At 67.6% G+C, this 17,068-nt stretch carries 18 protein-coding genes; 6 read left to right on the top strand and 12 right to left on the bottom strand.

Features of this window, described 5'->3' with window-relative positions:
• Positions 1-9: 9 nt before the first annotated feature.
• The 3 genes from OG203_RS27210 to OG203_RS27200 form a co-directional block, all read right to left on the bottom strand.
• Positions 10-1,233, bottom strand: coding sequence for an SfnB family sulfur acquisition oxidoreductase (locus OG203_RS27210; protein WP_405160099.1), 1,224 nt, complete (start codon positions 1,231-1,233; stop codon positions 10-12).
• Complete coding sequence (gene sfnG, locus OG203_RS27205) at positions 1,233-2,348, bottom strand: dimethylsulfone monooxygenase SfnG (protein ID WP_405160098.1); 1,116 nt, start codon at positions 2,346-2,348, stop codon at positions 1,233-1,235. Before sfnG ends, OG203_RS27210 begins: the two co-directional genes overlap by 1 nt.
• 120 nt (positions 2,349-2,468) lie before the next feature.
• Positions 2,469-3,854, bottom strand: coding sequence for a styrene monooxygenase/indole monooxygenase family protein (locus OG203_RS27200; RefSeq protein WP_405160097.1), 1,386 nt, complete (start codon positions 3,852-3,854; stop codon positions 2,469-2,471).
• A gap of 98 nt (positions 3,855-3,952) precedes the next feature.
• Between OG203_RS27200 and OG203_RS27195 the strand changes: the two genes are divergently transcribed.
• Entirely contained in the window at positions 3,953-4,441 is a 489-nt protein-coding gene (locus OG203_RS27195) for a GAF domain-containing protein (protein WP_405160096.1), read from the top strand.
• Between the two features lie 55 nt (positions 4,442-4,496).
• Here the strand turns inward: OG203_RS27195 and OG203_RS27190 are convergent, their stop codons facing one another.
• The 5 genes from OG203_RS27190 to OG203_RS27170 all read right to left on the bottom strand — a co-directional run bounded on the left by OG203_RS27190 (position 4,497) and on the right by OG203_RS27170 (position 8,175).
• Positions 4,497-5,933, bottom strand: a complete 1,437-nt coding sequence (locus tag OG203_RS27190) for an LLM class flavin-dependent oxidoreductase (protein ID WP_405160095.1) — start codon at positions 5,931-5,933, stop codon at positions 4,497-4,499.
• Positions 5,930-7,150 (bottom strand): acyl-CoA dehydrogenase family protein, encoded by a 1,221-nt coding sequence (locus OG203_RS27185; RefSeq protein ID WP_405168020.1) that lies wholly within the window; start codon positions 7,148-7,150, stop codon positions 5,930-5,932. The genes OG203_RS27190 and OG203_RS27185 overlap by 4 nt, the downstream gene beginning before the upstream one ends.
• A 75-nt stretch (positions 7,151-7,225) precedes the next feature.
• Positions 7,226-7,561 carry a hypothetical protein gene (locus tag OG203_RS27180; RefSeq protein WP_405160094.1) on the bottom strand — a complete coding sequence of 112 codons (336 nt, stop codon included), beginning with the start codon at positions 7,559-7,561 and terminating at the stop codon, positions 7,226-7,228.
• Between the two features lie 106 nt (positions 7,562-7,667).
• Positions 7,668-7,964 (bottom strand): hypothetical protein, encoded by a 297-nt coding sequence (locus OG203_RS27175; RefSeq protein WP_405160093.1) that lies wholly within the window; start codon positions 7,962-7,964, stop codon positions 7,668-7,670.
• On the bottom strand, positions 7,951-8,175 hold the full coding sequence (locus OG203_RS27170) for a hypothetical protein (protein ID WP_405160092.1): 225 nt from the start codon (positions 8,173-8,175) through the stop codon (positions 7,951-7,953). The genes OG203_RS27175 and OG203_RS27170 overlap by 14 nt, the downstream gene beginning before the upstream one ends.
• Before the next feature lie 133 nt (positions 8,176-8,308).
• Here OG203_RS27170 and OG203_RS27165 point away from each other — a divergent pair, with 133 nt between their 5' ends.
• Positions 8,309-9,091 carry an alpha/beta fold hydrolase gene (locus tag OG203_RS27165; protein ID WP_405160091.1) on the top strand — a complete coding sequence of 261 codons (783 nt, stop codon included), beginning with the start codon at positions 8,309-8,311 and terminating at the stop codon, positions 9,089-9,091.
• Here OG203_RS27165 and OG203_RS27160 read toward each other — a convergent pair whose 3' ends face one another.
• The 3 genes from OG203_RS27160 to OG203_RS27150 are packed head-to-tail and all read right to left on the bottom strand — an operon-like array spanning position 9,092 to position 12,149.
• Positions 9,092-9,691 carry a TetR/AcrR family transcriptional regulator gene (locus OG203_RS27160; protein WP_405160090.1) on the bottom strand — a complete coding sequence of 200 codons (600 nt, stop codon included), beginning with the start codon at positions 9,689-9,691 and terminating at the stop codon, positions 9,092-9,094.
• Positions 9,692-9,741: 50 nt separating this feature from the next.
• A complete protein-coding gene (locus OG203_RS27155; protein WP_405168019.1) occupies positions 9,742-10,533 on the bottom strand; it encodes a crotonase/enoyl-CoA hydratase family protein in 792 nt (263 codons plus the stop codon).
• Between the two features lie 23 nt (positions 10,534-10,556).
• Positions 10,557-12,149 carry a thiolase C-terminal domain-containing protein gene (locus tag OG203_RS27150; RefSeq protein WP_405160089.1) on the bottom strand — a complete coding sequence of 531 codons (1,593 nt, stop codon included), beginning with the start codon at positions 12,147-12,149 and terminating at the stop codon, positions 10,557-10,559.
• 89 nt (positions 12,150-12,238) lie between these two features.
• On the opposite strand from OG203_RS27150, the gene OG203_RS27145 reads away from it, so the two are divergent.
• From OG203_RS27145 to OG203_RS27130, 4 genes are all read left to right on the top strand, one after another.
• A complete protein-coding gene (locus OG203_RS27145; protein WP_405160088.1) occupies positions 12,239-13,000 on the top strand; it encodes a crotonase/enoyl-CoA hydratase family protein in 762 nt (253 codons plus the stop codon).
• 178 nt (positions 13,001-13,178) lie between these two features.
• Entirely contained in the window at positions 13,179-14,285 is a 1,107-nt protein-coding gene (locus tag OG203_RS27140; RefSeq protein WP_405160087.1) for a DUF4185 domain-containing protein, read from the top strand.
• 107 nt (positions 14,286-14,392) lie between these two features.
• Positions 14,393-15,613, top strand: a complete 1,221-nt coding sequence (locus OG203_RS27135) for an erythromycin esterase family protein (RefSeq protein ID WP_405160086.1) — start codon at positions 14,393-14,395, stop codon at positions 15,611-15,613.
• 10 nt (positions 15,614-15,623) lie between these two features.
• Positions 15,624-16,325 (top strand): class I SAM-dependent methyltransferase, encoded by a 702-nt coding sequence (locus tag OG203_RS27130; protein WP_405160085.1) that lies wholly within the window; start codon positions 15,624-15,626, stop codon positions 16,323-16,325.
• 30 nt (positions 16,326-16,355) lie between these two features.
• Here the strand turns inward: OG203_RS27130 and OG203_RS27125 are convergent, their stop codons facing one another.
• On the bottom strand, positions 16,356-16,952 hold the full coding sequence (locus OG203_RS27125) for an alpha/beta family hydrolase (RefSeq protein ID WP_405160084.1): 597 nt from the start codon (positions 16,950-16,952) through the stop codon (positions 16,356-16,358).
• Between the last annotated feature and the right edge of the window lie 116 nt (positions 16,953-17,068).

Raw genomic sequence — 17,068 nt, 5'->3', positions numbered from 1 at the left:
TAGCCCCGGTCAGATCACGCCGTGCAACGGTGGCGCGGTGCCGTGCAACAGCGCACGGCCGAGATGTTGATACTTCCATCGGATCGGGTCGTGCAAGGTATGCGTCCGTGCGTTGCGCCAGAAGTGGTGCAGATTGAGATCTGCTGCGGCACTGCGTGTTCCGCTCACTTCGAACAGCGCGCTTGACACCTCGTTGGCAGCGTTATCGGCGAGCACCTTCGCCGCGGCCACCGCCAACGACGCCCGGCCCGCGAGTCCCTCGGCATGCTCCGACGCGGCGCCGGTGGCCGCGTCCACCGCGACGCCCGCCGCGGTGAGGGTCGCCTCGGCGGCGGTGACCGTGACGGACAGCTCGCCGAAACGCTGAATCAGCAGGGGATCATCGACGGCGTTCGCGACGCCGGATTCGAACCAGGGGCGACTGGTGGTGCGCACGAATTCCGTTGCGGCTGTGAGCGCGCCGCGCGCGATGCCCGCATCGATGGCCGCGTGCAGAAGTTGCGCGAACGCACCGTATCCGGTGGGCGCGTGCACGGCGGCGGATCGATGAATCAGCTGGTCCCGCTCGACAAGCACCTCGTCGAACGTGACGGTACCGCTGCCGGTGGTGCGCTGGCCGACACCGTTCCAGTCGTCGATGATCCGCACGCCCGGCGAATCGGCGGGCAGGTAAGCGATGTACTCCCCAGCCGCCAGCCCGCCGCGACCCTGCGGATCGTCGAGCTTGGTCAGCACGGCGAGCAGGTTCGCGAACAGCGAACCGGTGCAATAGAACTTGCGTCCGTCAATGCGGAATTGATTCCCGACGGGCCGCACTGTGGTGGCGATGTCGGCGACGGTCGCGCCGCCACGTTCGGACTGGGCGTTGGCGATCCGGCCACCGTCGAGCACCTGGGCGAAGTAGCGCTGCCGCTGCTGCTCGGAACCGGCAAGCCGCACCAGATTCAGGTACACGAAGTGACTGTGCGGGATCTGCGCGATATTCGGATCGGCGGTCGCGAGGATCCGCACCACCTCCGCCACGGCGCTCGGCGGCAGGTCCGCGCCGCCGTACTCGGCTGGCACAGTGATGGCGAGCAGCCCGCTGGCCGCGAGCCGCTCCACCTCCTGATGCGGCAGTATCCGGCCGCGGTCCCTGGCGGCCGCCCCCTGCGCGAAGTCAGCGGCGAGCTGTTCCGCCGCCGAAAAGGCTTGGGCGGCAGCGGTGATCCGGTCGGCCGCGACCGCGGTCATCAGCTGACCGCCGCGACAGGCCGCCGCGCGGCCTCCAGTTCCCGAACCAGCGGAAGCACTTTCGCGCCGAAGTACTCGACCTCTTCCTGAAAGTGCAGGAAGCCACCGAGGATCAGGTCGACGCCGAGCTCGCGGTAGGCGACGATGCGCTCGGCAACCTGCTCCGGCGTGCCGATCAGCTTGGTGCGGAAACCGTCGTTGTACTGCACGAGATCCTCGAACGAGGAGTCGGCCCACATGCCCTTGTGATCCTTGGTCGACGCGCCCGCCTGCTGCACCGCGTCCCGGAATCCTTCCACCGCAGGCTTGTTCGCCTTCTCAATGATCTCGCGCAGGGTGTCCTTGGCTTCCTTCTCGGTGTCGCGCGCGATGATGAAGCCGTTCAGCCCGAACTTCACTTCCCGGTCGTTGGCCCGCGCGATGCCGCGCAGATCGTCGAGCTGTTCGGTGACGCCGTCGAAGTCCTTACCGTTGGAGAAGTACCAGTCGGCGTAGCGGCCGCCGTTGCGCCGGGCCGCGGTCGAGTTACCGCCCTGGAACAGTTCGGGATTCGGGCGCTCGGGAGTGTTGAGCGGCTTCGGCTTCAGCGTGAAGTCACGGATCCGGTAGAAGTCGCCGCCGTAGTTCACGTTGTCCTCGGTCCAGATCTTGCGGATCACCTCGAGGAATTCCGCACTGCGGCGGTACCTTTCGTCGTGTTCGAGCCACGGCTCGCCGAGCGCGGTGAATTCGCCGGCGAACCAACCGGATACGACATTGATGGCGAAGCGGCCGTTCGAGAGGTGGTCGGCGGTGGCGCCGAACTTCGCGAGCACCGCGGGGTGCCAGAGGCCGGGGTGAATGGCCGCGATCACCTTCAGCCGTTCGGTCGCGCCGAGCAGCGCGAGGCTGAACGAGGTCGACTCGTGCTGGAACTCGGCACCGTAGGAGGCGGTGTAGCGCACCTGGGACAACGCGTAGTCGAAGCCGTTGTTCTCGGCGGTCTGCGCCAGCTTCTTGTTGTACTCGAAATCCCAGCCGGTGCGCTGTTCGATCTCGCTGGTGACCAATCCCCCGCTGACATTGGGCACCCAGTAGGCGAATTTGATCTCATCGGCGATCTGCTCCGTGGTCATAGCTTGCTCCATGGGGTCGGGGGGTAGCCGTCGATCTCCTCCACTCCAGCACCGCGACCCGATCGGCACGAGGGTTTGAATCTGTGCGATCGGATCGCGGTGCTTATGGTGTTCGGGTTCTCAGGCGTTGGTGAGGGTGTCGGCGAAGGTGGATCTGGCGAACTTTCCGGCCGGTGCGAAGCGGCCGAGCAGTGCTTCCGCGTCTTCGCCGGTGACGCGGGTGATGAAGGCGTTGGCGGCCTCGACCGAGTCGACCGCGAGGAACGGCTGCGGGTGATGCAGCAGACCGACGAGGGCGGCGGCGAACTTCGGGTCGACGCTGGCGGCCGCGAACAGCGTGTTGCCGATATCGGCAAGCTCCGGATCGCCGAGGAACAGCCGGGTGACCTTGTTGGCGGCGTCGCCGCGCACCGCGAGGAATCCCGCGTACTGCTCGGTGAACCAGGCCTCGTCGAACGCGCCGTCGTGCACCGCGGCGGCCGCGACGAGCCGCTGCGCCTGGATGAGCCCGCTCTGCGCGCCCTGGCCCGCGATCGGGTCGTACGCCGCCGAGGTGTCGCCGAGCGAGGCCACCACATGACCGCCCGCGGTGTGCCCGACGCCGGCCCTGACCACCGGCCGCACCGCGCCCTTCAGCCAGGAATGCGGGTCGTCGGCGATCACCTGGGTGGCGAGCACCTCGGGCAGATCCCAATCGATGAAGTCCCGGTACAGGTCCTGCACGATCCGGTGCGCGGACTCGGCGGAATCCGCTGCGGCGAAACGGGTTTCCCATTCGCTGCCGGGCCGGGCCCAGCCGAGGAAGGCCCAGCTCGGGCCCGCATCCTTGTGCAGGTACGGACCCCACCATGCCTCGCCATGCTCGGCGAGGATGGAGAAGCCGCTGTGCGCGCCACCCGCCGGGCTGCGGTGCGCGAAAACATCCTTGTCGTAACCGATTCCGGTCACCGTGACGGTGAGCAGCGAACGTTGCGGTGCGTCGTAGGGGGTGCGTGCCTGGTCGATCGGGAACAGGTCGGACAGTCCGCCGCGGCCGGTGGCGACCAGGGTGAGGGCGTTGGCCGTGGCGATCGTGTCGAGGGTTTCCGGGGTCACCTGCTCGACGACGAAATGGCCGCCGCGTTCCTGGAAGGCGGTGAGTCGTTCGTCGGCCTTGAGGCGGGTGTCGACGGCGACACCGACGTAGCCGTCGAAATTGCCGTCGAATTGGATCAATTCGGCGCGGTCCGGCCCGGCGATGCGGACGCTGAGCCCGGTATGCCGCGGCGCACGCGCGGTGTAGGTGTCCAGCCCGAGCGCGGACTCGGCCTGCTGGGTGATGCCGAATTCGAGCGCGGTGCCGGTGGCGGGGACGTCGTCGCGCAGGCCGCGTTGATCGCGGTCGCTGTAGAGGGTGACGTCGAATCCGGCGTCGAGCAAACCTAGTGCCGCAGTGACGCCGGTTTGCCCGGCACCGATTACCGCGGCCGAACGGGTGGAACGGGGAACGGAATTCTGCGTTGTCATGTTCGGATCATCCGGGGTGTGACGTGGCCCTCGTGAGTGTTGCGATCAGCGAGAATCAATGAGCAGACAGGAGTTTTCCCTGGCGTACCATTCGGGCCATGTCGTTCACCGCCGCCGACCTGACCGGAGACCGGACCGAGCAGTACCAGCAGCTCGCCGCGCAGGCCGAAGCGCTGGTCGCGGGCGAGCCGGACCGGGTCGCCAACGCCGCCAATCTCGCGTCGCTGGTATTCCACGCGCTGCCCGAACTGAATTGGGTCGGGTTCTATTTCTACGATGGAAACGAGCTCGTGGTCGGCCCATTCCAGGGCAAGCCTGCGTGCGTCCGCATCCCCATCGGGAAGGGCGTGTGCGGGACCGCGGCACACACCGGGGAAACGCAGTTGGTGCCCGATGTGCACGCGTTCCCTGGACATATCGCCTGCGATGCCGAGACGCGTTCGGAAGTCGTTATTCCGTTGGTGCGCAATGGCACCCTTGTCGGCGTGTTCGACCTCGACAGTCCGAAGCCGGACCGGTTCGACGACATCGACAAGGACGGACTGGAATCCGTCGCGCGGGCTTTCCTCGATTCTCTGCCCGCTTAGCCTGCCGATCGTTCCGGCGGCACCGAAGCGCGCGCCGGAACGACCAGGCCGATGGTTATGAACTCGGTGTAGTGACCGCCGCACCTGGGCGCGAGACCTCGTCGGGTAGCGCGGTGGATCCGGGTGCGCCGAGGCGATAGCGCGCACCACGATGCTCGTCCGGCAGTCGGTCGCCCGCGCCGAACAGGGCGTTGCGCAGGGTGCCAGGAACGTAGTCGGTGGCGTAGGCACCGCGTTCGGCCAAGACTGGAACAACATGGCGCACAACGTCTTCGAAGGATCCCGGCGTGATGGCGTAGGCCAGGTTGAAGCCGTCGAGGTCGGTGTCGTCGACCCAATCCTGCAGCCGATCGGCGACCGTGGCGCCGGAGCCGACGAACACCGGGCCCATGCCGCCGATACCCGCCCACCGTCCGATATCGCGCACCGTCCACTCGCGGCCGTCGTCGTCGAACTCCTGGAAGGCGGCGACGGCGGATTGGATGGCGTTGCTCTGCACCTGACCGATCGGATCGTCCAGGTCATAGCCGGACAGGTCGATTCCCATCCAGCCGGACATGAAGACCAGGCCGCCCTCGATGCTGGCGTAGGACAGGTACTCCTCGTGTTTCTGTTGCGCCGCCTCGTCGGTGGCGTCGGTGATGATGGTGGCCAGCGCGTAGATCCGGGCGGAGTACGGATCGCGGCCAGCGTCCCGCAGTGCCGCGCGGATTCGGGAAACAGTTTGGGCGAGCAGCCTTTTCGAGGGTGCGGCGATGAAGATCGCCTCGGCGTTCTCGGCGGCGAACCGCACGCCGCGGGTCGAGGCGCCCGCCTGGTAGATCACCGGCGTGCGCTGCGGCGACGGCTCAGAGAGGTGGATGCCCGGCACCGTGAAGTGCTTGCCCTGATGGCCGATGTGGTGCACCTTCGCCGGGTCGATGTAGACGCCCTGCGCGGCGTCGCGGACCACCGCGTCGTCCTCCCACGAGCCTTCCCACAGCTTGTACAGGACCTCGAGGTATTCGTCGGCCTGGTTGTAGCGCTCGTCGTGGTCGAGCTGGTCGTCGGCGCCGAAATTCCTTGCCGCAGAGGGCAGGTAGCCGGTCACCACGTTCCAGCCGATGCGGCCGTTGGTCAGGTGGTCGAGAGTGGAGAGGCGGCGCGCGAACGGAAAGGGATGCTCGAAACCGGTGCCGGTGGTGATGCCGAACCCGAGGTGCTCGGTGACCGCGGCCATGGCCGAGACGAGCAGCAGCGGATCGGCCACCGGGATCTGCGCGCCCTGGCGCAGTGCCGCGATATCGCTGCCGCCGTAGACGTCGTAAGTGCCGAGCACGTCGGCGATGAAGATGCCGTCGAAACGCCCCTGCTCCAACAGTTTCGCCAGCTCGGTCCAGTAGCTCAGTTCCTTGTACCGGTGCGACTGGTCGTCCGGATGCCGCCACAGGCCCGGCGATTGGTGGGCGACGCAGTTCATGTCGAAGGCGTTGAACCGAATTCGGCGGGTCACTGGGCCGCCTCCGTCGCGGTCTTGCGTTCGCCGGCGCTCCAGGCGAACGGCAGCTCAGCGCCGTTCAACAGGTGATCGCCTATCGCCCTTGCCTTTTGGATAGCCGGGTTGTGCACCGAGATGGTGCGCGCGTTGCGCCAGTGCCGGTCGAGCCGCTGGCGCTCCGAAACGACCGAGGCGCCACCGACCTCGAAGAGCAGCGTGGTGGCGGGCAGGACCAGGTCGATCACCGCGAGCTGCGCCCGCGCGGCGGCGAGTTCGGCTGCCACCAAGGACTTTTCGTCCTTCGCGCCACTGGCAAGCACCTCGTCGAGGATATCGGCGACGGCGAGCACGCTCGACTTGGCCGCGAACGCGGCGGCCGACAGGCGCCCGATCACCTGCTGCACCAGCGGATCCTGGCGCGGCAGGCCTGCGGCGGAGTGTGAGTAGCTGCGGGTACGTCCGGCCACCCAGTCGCGCGCGTCCAGCTCCGCGCGCTGTGCGATACCGGCGAGCACCGCGAGCTGGACCAATTGGAGATAGGAGGTCGCGTAAGTGGGGCCGGGCGCGCCGTAGCCGGGGCCGAGGATGCGCTCCTCGGTCACCACCACATCGGTGAATTCCGTTGTACCGCTGGCGGTCAGCCGTTGACCGAAGCCGTCCCAGTCGTCGTGCTGGCGCACGCCTTCGGCATTCGCGTCGACGAGCACGCCCACCCGCTCACCGTCGCGGTCCGCGGCGGCCAGGATGTAATCCGCGTACAGGGAACCGGTGCTGTAGTACTTCACGCCGTTGAGCAGCCAGCGGCCGCCGTCTTTGGTGAGCCGGGTCCGGTAGCGGTCGACCGCGCCGACGCCCGGCTCGGTGATCGCATTGCCGACCAGCGTGCTCGTCGTCGTGCGCAGCCACTGTTCGCGGCTCGGCCCAGGCTCGGCGAGCAGCTGATCCTCGACGAACGAGAAGTGCACGCGCAGCGCCTGCGGCAGGTTCGATTCGGCGGCCGCCAGCTCGATCAGCAGCCGGAACAGCTGCCGCACGGTGACGCCGTACCCGCCGAACTCGACCGGCACCCGGAGCGCGCCGAATTTCGCCTCGCGCAGCCATCCCACCTCCTCGAACGGCAGCCGTCGATCGATCTCGCGCGCCACCGCGCCCTGCGCGATGCGGTCGAAGATCGGTCCGAAGACCGCATCCAGTTCGGAGTCTGTGGCGGATTCGGCCTCGATGGATGTCATCACCCCACGATCGCGCAGCACCGTGTTCGGCTCACGGGTTGTGCGCACCGCGATCGAAATGATGGTCCGGAAGGGTCAGTGCGGGGTGGCCATGCATTCGGTGGCGATGCGGGCGCTCGCGGTGCGCGCCTTCTCGGCGTCGTCCTTGCTCATGCCGAGGGTCTGCTGGTCGGCGGCCTTGGTGTCGTACTCGTTGCTGACCATCACCCGCAGGCCGTCCTGCGAGATGCCCTGGTCGACAAAGAGCTTCGCGGCACAGTCGGCGAGTTGCTCGTTCTTGAGGCCTTTGTCCTGGAGGGACTTGGCGAGGTCGGCCTGCGTCACCGTCGGCGCTGCCGCCGCTTTGTCGTTGCCGCATGCCGCGAGCACCGGCAGCGCGATGAGCGCCGCGGCGATCAGGGAGATCCGCACCTGAATCCCTATCTGTCGAAATGGACACTGTCATCGAACCGACGCTGTGGTGACGTCGGCCACGATGGTACCGATCAGGACGGAAACCTACGTGCCGACCACATTTTCACAAATCCATCGCGGCGCGCAGCGCGGTATCGAGGCGTTCGAGCGTCTCGGATTCCATTTCATCGACTCGTTCCGCGAGCCACCCCCGGAAGATGCGGCCGATATTCCCGGCGTGCACCCAGCCGTAATGTTGCACCGGTACCGCGAGGATGTCCTGGGGATCGTCCTCGACCACCTCGGCGGCGATCAGCCACGGCCTCGGCGATTCGTTGATGCCGTCACTGCTGATGAGCACTACTGTGCGGCGTCGCGGCGAACCATGCGGGTTGTAGATCCACAGTTCACCCCGCCGCACGCATCGTCTCCTCGGCGGCGGCCATTTCGGCCGCGTCGGCGGCGGCTTGCGCCGTCACATCCGGTGCGGGACCACACCCGGTGCGCACGGCCTCCCGCCGGGCGGCCTTCGATATCCACGCCGACGGAGACATACCCGCGCGGGCCGCGGCCTGCTCGGCGAAGGACCAGGCGGCCTCGTCCAGCGAAAGGGTGACCTTACGCGTTGCCATACCTTTTATCTTACCGACTTTTCGTGGCACTGCCAGTGGAAGTTCTACGGTTTCCGCCAGCAGACCGGCAACTGATGGCGAGTGACTGCTGTTACTGTGGGCGCACGACTGGCGACGAGTTGGGATGGCTGTAATGACTGTGTTGAACCATCATCGGGTTGGCGCGGGCGAGCCGTTGGTGCTGGTGCACGGCATCGGCAGCCGGTGGCAGGTGTGGGAGCCGATCATCGACGCTCTTGCCGAGTCTTATGACGTGATCGCCGTCGATCTTCCTGGCTTCGCCGATTCGGCGCCGCTCGCTACCACGACCGTCGACACGCTGACCGATGCGCTCGCCGAATTCCTTGCCGCGCAAGGGATCGAGCGGCCGCACCTGGTGGGGAACTCGATGGGCGGTTTGATCGTGCTGAACCTCGGCGCCCGTGGGCTGGCCCGCTCGGTCACCGCGTTTTCGCCGATCGCGTTCTGGGACAACGCGGGTCGGGTCTGGTGCCAGCGGTCACTCGGCATATCGCGGATGCTCGCGCGGCGGCTGAAGCCCGCGCTGCCGACGATCCTCGGCACGGCCGCGGGCCGAACGGTGTTCCTGAGCTTGGTCTTCGGCAAGGCCTGGTCCGTCAGCACCGAGGTGGCGGTGGACACCGCGCACGGCGCGGCCGATGCACCGGGATTCGCCGCGGCCCTCGCCTCGTTCACCGAGGCGAAGCTGCCCGAAGTCGGCGGTCTCGCAGGCATTCCCGTCACCATCGCCTGGGGCGATCGCGACATCCTGCTGACTTATCGCACGCAGAGCCGTCGTGCTCGCGCGCAACTGCCGAACGCCGAGCACGTCACGCTGCACGGCAGCGGTCATACGCCGTTCTACGATGACCCCGCCGCGTGCGCGCGGGTGGTTCTGGACACCGTAGGTAAGTAGCTATCGCGTCGGGCGCGGTTCGGTCAGCGTGTCCGGGTGCGCCGTCCCCAGCAGGATGCGCACCGCATTTCGCCAGCGGTGCTGGATGATTCGGTTCCGATCCACCTCGCCGGTCAACAGCACCCGCATGGCGAGGCCGGTCATGATCTCGATGGTGAATTCGGTGATCGTCGGCACCCGAGGGTCATCCGGGAACTCCGCGCGGAACGCGTCCCGAATGCTGTTGTGCATCAACTCGAACAACCGATGCTCCAGCGGCAGGAACGCGGCGAGCAGCTCAGGGTCGGTGCGCGCGCCGACCCACATCTCCAGTGCCGCCCAGAACGACGGCCCGCTGAGCATCCGCATGGTCAACTCGACGGCGGCCTCGAGCCGATCCGCGGCCTCCGGAAGTTCCGCGAATTCCGTTGTCAGTTGGTCGTATCGGCGTGCGGCGAGATGCTCGACCGCACCGGCGAGCAGATCCGCCTTCGTCGGAAAATGATGCTGCAGCGTGCCACGCGGCACCCCGGCCCGCTTCTGCACCTCGAGCGTGGTTGTGCCCGCATAGCCGACCTCGATCAGGCTCTGCACCGCCGCGTCGAGGAGTCGCGTGCGCATGCGCGCTCGGCGCTGTGCCTGCGTCTCCCTGACGCGTTCTCCGGCGGTGGTCAGCGTCCCTGCCACTGGGGTTCGCGCTTCTGTGCGAAGGCGAGCGCACCCTCGGCCGCATCCTTGGAAAACAGTGCGGGCAAGGCGATCTCGCCCTGCTTGGCGAATGCCTCGGCCACCGACCAGTCGGGCGATTCGTCGATGATCCGCTTGCTCGCGGCGACGGCGAGCGGTGCGGCGGCGGCGATCTCGGCGGCCAGTTCGAGCGCGACGTCCAGTGCGGCACCGGGTTCGGCGATCCGATTGACCAGGCCGAGCTGGTAGAGCCGCTCGGCGCCGACGCGGCCGCCGGTGAGCGCGAGTTCGGCGGCCATGCTGCGCGGCAGCCGCTGGGTCAGGCGAAGCACGCCGCCGCCCGCGGCAACCAAGCCGCGCTTCACTTCTGGGATACCGAACTGGGCGTTGCTGGCGGCGACGATGAGGTCACCGGACAGCGCCAATTCGAAACCACCGGCAAGCGCGAAACCCTCGACCGCCGAAATCATCGGCTTCACCGGAGGTTTCGCGGCGATCCCCAGCGGGCCGCGCCGCTGCGTCATCGGCATCTCGCCCTTCGACGCGGCGACGAGATCCATTCCCGCGCTGAAGGTTCCACCTGCTCCGGTGAGGACGAGCACCCTGGCGGTGTCGTCGGCCTCGAACTCGTCGATGGCGGTCTCGATGGCCAGCGCGGTCGCCAGATTGATGGCGTTGCGGGCCTCCGGGCGGTTGACGGTCAGCACGGTGATGGCGTCGCGCCGTTCGACCACAATCAGGTCAGGCCCACCCGCCTCCCGACCGCCACCCCGCATTGGGTCGCTCTGCGACGCTGAATTCATTTGACGGTCCTCTCGGTGAGCAAGGTGAGCTTGTCAGCGGCGGCGATGTCGGCGGTAGCGCCGAGCGGATCGCCTTCGTCGAACGCCGCGACGGTTTCCGCGTCGGACGCCCGAACCAGTATGCGGGCACCGGCCGGGGTCAGGGCGCTGATCACGACCGCCTCGGGTTCATCGGCGTGGTCGGGCGCGGGGCCCTTGCGGTAGGCGACGGTGTAGGACTCGACGGTGGCCTGGCCGGTGTAGCCGGGGGCGGCGTCTCGCCTAGCGGCGGGCACCTGCGCCTCGATCGAATGAAACAGTCGCGCAGGCGGTTTCGCCGAGTACACGCCGACGCCGTGCTTGGTGATGTACCAGCCCAGCGCGGTCGCCAGGCCATAGGCGCCAGGGTCCTCGCGCAACAAGCCGACCAGTGTCGCGATCGAATGGGTGCTGTAGTTGTTGCCGGGACCACCGCCGAAGGTAAGGCCGCCGGTGACCGACAGCGGCCGCGCCGGATCGTCGATCGGCAACCCGAGTGCCTCGGCCCCGACCTGCACCGCGACCGGGAAGCAGGAGTACAGGTCGATGTGCGCGACATCATCGATACCGATACCGGCGGCGCCGAGTGCGGCCCGCCCGGCGGCCGCGATGGCGGGCGAGACGGCCAGGTCCGCGCGTTCGGAAACGAACCATTCGTCGGTCGCGGTGGCGCCGCCGTGCGGGAACACCCACCGATCCCTCGGCACCCCGGCGGCGGCCGCCGCGGCCGCGCTGCACACGATCAACCCGGCGCCCTGATTCACCGAAAGATTCGCGATGAGCAGCTTCGGATACGGCGTAGACACCATCCGATTCGCGGGCGTCGGCGTCACCAGATCGGCGGCTGTCTGCGCCGCGGGCTGCCACGCATAGGGATTGCTCGCGGCCACCGCGGACAGCCGCGACCACAGGCCGCCGATCCGCGCCCGATGCTCGTCCTCGCTCAGCCCGAGTCGACCGCGCAGCGCGGTCTCCATCAGGGCGTAGAAGTAGATCGGACCCCACAGTCCGGCCGCGGTTTCCATATCGGAGTTGGGCGCGCGGTCCGAGCCGATGAGTTCGGTCGGCCGCACGTCGTCGGGTTGCTCCGGCCAATCCAGCGCGGCACCGGTGCGGGTTGCGGTGTTCCACGCGGCCACCGCCTCGGCGCCGGTGATCAGCGCGACGTCGGACTGCCCGTCGGCGATCGCCTGCGCGACGGTGTTGAGCAGGCGCTGTGGCGCGTCGCCGCCGAAACGCACGGACTGCAGCGTCCGCTTCGGAGTGGCACCGAGTTCGGCGGCGACCAGCGCGCCGAGATCCGGGTACGGCCTGCTGACCGGAGCAGCGGCCGCGATCAGGTCGGCGGATCGCAGCAGCCGATCGCCGGTGCCGCTGTCGGCGCCAGCGCGGCGCAGGGCTTCGGCGGCGAGTTCGACCGGACCGGGCAGGCCAGGCTCGCCGCTCCGGTGCACGACCTGCCCTGCCCCGACCAGCACGGGCGTCCGTGGATCCATTCCCGCTGGCAGCATTGTTCCTCCGATGATCTCGCGGGCCGTCGGCGCACAGGCCGACGCAGTTACCGTCAGCATTGACGGTAACTTGAGTTCGATTAGAACAGAGTCGGAATGGCCGGGCAATGGCCATCCACCCTTAACTGACTCACGGGTAAGATCCGAGAATGGGCACCAACATCGCGCTGCGGTTCGACGGCGACCGCGCCTACGTCACCCTCGATCGGCCGGACAAGCACAACGGCCTCACCATCGACATGCTCGGCGACCTGGTCGACACCGCGCACACCATCGCGGGCCGCGACGACGTGCGCGCGGTCATCCTGTCCGGCAACGGCCCGAGTTTCAGCAGCGGCCTCGATATCGCCAAGGCGACCGGCGACCCGCTATCCATCGTGCGCAGCTTCATCCCGCTGCCGTGGCGCGGCACCAACACCTTCCAGGAAGCCTGCTGGGCCTGGCGCAGGCTGCGGGTTCCGGTGATCGCCGCGGTGCACGGCCGCTGCTACGGCGGTGGGCTGCAGCTCGCGCTGGCCGCCGACTTCCGCTTCGCCACCCCGGACGCGGAGTTCTCGGTGATGGAGGGCAAGCACGGCCTGGTACCCGACATGACCGGCGCGGCCACTTTGTCCCGGCTGATCGGCATCGATAAGGCGCTGCTGCTGACGATGACCGCGGACACGGTCGACGCCGCCTATGCCGAGCGGATCGGGCTGGTCACCGAGGTCACCGCGGATCCGATCGCCGCCGCAGCGAAGCTGGCCGAGCGCATCGCAACCCGCTCGCCGCATGCCGTCGCCGGCGCCAAGCGGCTGTTCGACAAGGCATGGGAGGCCTCGACACGCCGCACGTTCGCAGTGGAACGCGCGACGCAGCTGCCGCTGATCATTCGGCTGGCCACGACGCGGGGCAAGCCGACCAAGCGTTAGCGCTCAACGAGCCCTTTTGAGATACGCACCACATTTTCGACGACGGCACTGCTAGCATTTCCTAGAGATTTGCCAGCCAGTCGAATTGTGGTGCGTTACACACCGCGAGAGGTCTGTGTATCGCGGGGAGTCTGTGTTTCGCATTGCTCTCGGCGAGGACACGGAGGGCCCACGGACTTTGACCAAGACGGCAGCCATCTTGCTTTCCGCGTTGACGGGCGCATCGGCCTTGCTCATCAGTTCAACTACCCCCGCCAGCGCTGACCCAAACACCATCAATCCGATTCCGGTCCTCAATGGAAGCAACGGCCTGCCCAATCTCACCGGGCGCACCAAGGCCGTGTTCCAGTTGACCGGTATGGCCAGCCCCAACAACACCCAGGCCTACAACGTGCTCGGCACCGACCTCGGCATCATGTGGGACAACGGAAACGGCGAGCTGCTCACCGCATTCGGCGACACAGCGGGTGTCGGCTTTCCGAACCTTTTGGCGGGCAGTATGTGGTCGTGGCGGTCCAACATTCTGACGCGCAGCCACACGCAGAACCCGTCAGGCGGCATCTACTTCGACAGCGTTGTCCGCGATGTATTCGGTCAGGCGCGCGATCTGATTCCGAGCCCGAAAATCCCGTTTCTGGAGATTAGCCGCATTCCCACCGCGGGGATATCGGTGGGCGGAGTGCAATTCATGAGCCTCATGTCGGTGCGGAGCTGGGACGAGGTCGGACAGTGGACAACCAACTACTCCGGGCTCGCCGCCTCCGGCGACAACGGGGAGACCTGGGGCGAGCTGCCCGCCACCCGGCGCCCGGATGACGGCGGCAACAGCAACTTCCAGATGAACGCCTTCCTCAAGGACGGCGGTTTCGTCTACGAGTACGGCACCCCGTCCGGACGCAACCAGGAGGCGTTCGTCGCGCGGGTCCCGGAAGCCCAGATCGCCGACCTCGGCGCGTACGAATACTGGGATGGCAGGACGTGGAAACGCGGCGACGTCAATGCCGCGGCACCGATCATGTGGGGCGTCGGCGAACTGTCGGTGATGTACAACTCCTATCTCGGCCAGTACATCTCGCTCACCACGGACCCGTTCAACTCCGTGGTGCTGCGTCGCGCCTCGGCGCCGACCGGTCCGTGGAGTGATCCCGAGGTGCTGATCGATACGAGGGAACTGCCGAGCGCGTACGCGCCGTCGATCTTCCCGTACCAGACCGGGCGTGATCTGTACTACCTCACCACCGTGCACAGCCAGTACAACGTGGTGCTCATGCGCACACCGCTGTAACGGTTCACACCCACCGGGTTCCGCGCGATCCAACACGGCCCTTGACCTCAACAAGACTTCACGTATGAGGCTTGGCCGTGTTGGATCGTCGTCTTTCAGGAGGAACCATGGGAACCGTCGCACCCGAGATCGCCACCGTGCGTGCATGGCTCAGCGCCAATGCCCGTCCGGTCATCGATACCGATCCCGGCTACACCGGGCCCGACCTCGATCCGCTGATCGATCGGCTCGGGTCAGCGACGGTGGTCGGACTCGGCGAGTCGACGCGGTTCTCCCGGCAGATCTACGGGGTGCAGGAGCGCGTCTTCCGCGCGCTGGTCGAGCGATATGGCTTCCGCGGGTTGGCAATTCAGGACAGCGCCCGTTCCGGCGAGCGGTGGGATCAGTACGTGCGCACCGGGACCGGTGATCCCGAATCGGTGCTCGCCGGATCGTGGCGGCCGTGGCGGACGACGGAAACCATTGCGGCACTGGAGTGGATCCGCGCGTTCAATCAGGCGCATCCCGACGACCAGGTCCGGGTGTTCGGTGTCCAGCCGCCGAGCGCCGAGCCCGCGGACTACGACGCGGTGCTCGACTATGTGCGCCGGGTCGCGCCGGATCGGTTGGCCGCCATCGAGTCTCACCTCACGCCGATTCGTACCGCGCATCAGGTGGACGAACATGTCCAGCGCCATCAGGGCATCCATCCGGGGCGTCCGTTCGCCGAGGACGCGCGCGACGCCTTCGCGTTGCTCGAAAACCTGCCGGTCACAACGGAATACGATGAGGTCCGGGCACATGCGCGGCTGATCGTCGACTTCCACGAGAACAGCGTCGCCGGGCAGGGCGGGTTCGCCCGCGATGAGCGGCCCGCCGGCCAGCGGGTCATCGATTGGCAGCGCGATACCGGCGCGAAGATCGTCTACTGGGACGGCATCACACACACCACGAATCTCCGATTGGGTATGGGTACAGCGCAATTCGACGGTGTTGGCAGCTACCTGCACGAAGAGTTCGGCACCGGCTATGCCTCGGTCGCACTCGGCTTCCACCACGGCGATCTCGGCATGACCACCGCCCCCGACCCGCTGCCCGATCTGGTGGACGCGCTCCTCGGCTCGGTCGATCTGCCCGCCTACTACGTTGACCTGCGCGACGATGCACCGGACGCGGTGCGGGCATGGCGGCGCGGTCCGGCCAAAGCGCGCGTCATCAGCGGCGTCTACGACCCGGCCAAGGATGCCGACGCCACTATCGCCGTGGCATCGCTGGCCGACGCCTTCGATGTGCTTGTGCACATTCGCGAAACCTCGCCGGTGCATTGGCTGCCGGTCAACGATCAATAGACTCGCTGGCATGGATGCGACCGATTGGGACGAGCGCTACGCGCAAACTGAATTGGTCTGGGGCGCACCGCCGAACAACACCGTGGTTGAGCACGTCTTCGGGCTGGAGCGACGGACGCCGCTGCAGCCCGACGGCCCCGACGGCGACCCGCCCGAGCTGCCCCGCGCCCTCGACCTGGCCTGCGGCGAAGGCCGCAACTCGCTGTGGCTTGCCACCCACGGCTGGCAGGTGCACGCCGTCGACTATTCACAGGTCGGCGTCGACAAGGGCCGCACCATCGCCACCCGCCTGTCCCGCTCGGTACGCAGCCGCATCAGCTGGCAGTGCGCCGACGTCACCGATCTCGATGCCGCCGAGATCACCGGTCCGTTCGAGTTGGTCCTGCTGGTCTTCCTGCATCTGCCCGCCGACCAGCGCGGCAAGGTTGTTCGGCAAGCCGCGGAGCTGCTGGCTCCCGAAGGCACCCTGCTCGTGCTCGGCCATGACACCACCAACTTCACCGACGGTTACGGCGGTCCCAAGGATCCGTCCGTCCTGTTCACCCCGGACGACATCGTCGCCGACCTGGGCGAGGCCATCGCCGGCAACCGCATCCGCATCCAGCTCGCCGACCGCGTCTTCCGCCCCACCGAGGGCCGCGACGCCATCGATGCCCTGGTCATCGCCACTCGCCCGGCGACAGGATCGGACGAGCTCGAACCAGCCTCGTGACCGACGCCGAAGCTGCGGCCGACATCACGGCTAGGTACTCCACCGCCGCAACCACGGCGTGACCGTGTCGGCGATGACGTCGAACCCCGTGCGGAACGAGTGCGGCTGACCGGGGATCACCCGCACCGCCGCGGCGTCGGCGGCGTCCGGGATGCCGAACGGATCGCTGCCACCATTGATGACGACCACCTCGATGTCGCCCGGCTCGAGCAGCTCCGCGCGCCGGGTCTTCTCCGGCTTCCCCGGCGGATGCAGCGGAAACGACAGCGCGATCACCCCGCGCGCCTCGACCGCGATCGCCGTTCGGCAGGCCACCCGAGCCCCGTTGCTCCGCCCACCTTGGATCAGCGGAACCTTCTTGATCCGAGCCCGCAGGGCGGCGACGATCTCCAGCCACGCCTCGTCCTGCTTCACCGCCGACCCCGGCGCGCGCCGACCGGCGACCCGGTAGGGCTGCACCACCCTGGCCACCGCGCCGCCGAGGTCCACCGCGGCGTCGCGCACGGTCAGGATGTCCTTCGCCTCGACCCCGCCGCCGGAGCCGTGCGTGAGCACGAGCAGGAAGGCGGGCTTACGGGGCTGGTCGAGCTCGATTTCGGCCGGTCCGGCACTCGTCTCGATGCGCACACCCCACGGTAACCGCGTCGGCGTGTCAACACGCGACACCGCGCGCGGCGCTGTTTTTCGCGTCACATTCACGCTCGAGCCTTTGCCAGTCCATTACCGACCGGTAATATAGGTCG

The organism is Nocardia sp. NBC_01499 (assembly GCF_045040275.1).
In the GTDB taxonomy this organism is placed as follows: Bacteria; Actinomycetota; Actinomycetes; order Mycobacteriales; family Mycobacteriaceae; genus Nocardia.
This window is presented reverse-complemented; position numbering and strand designations above follow the sequence as displayed.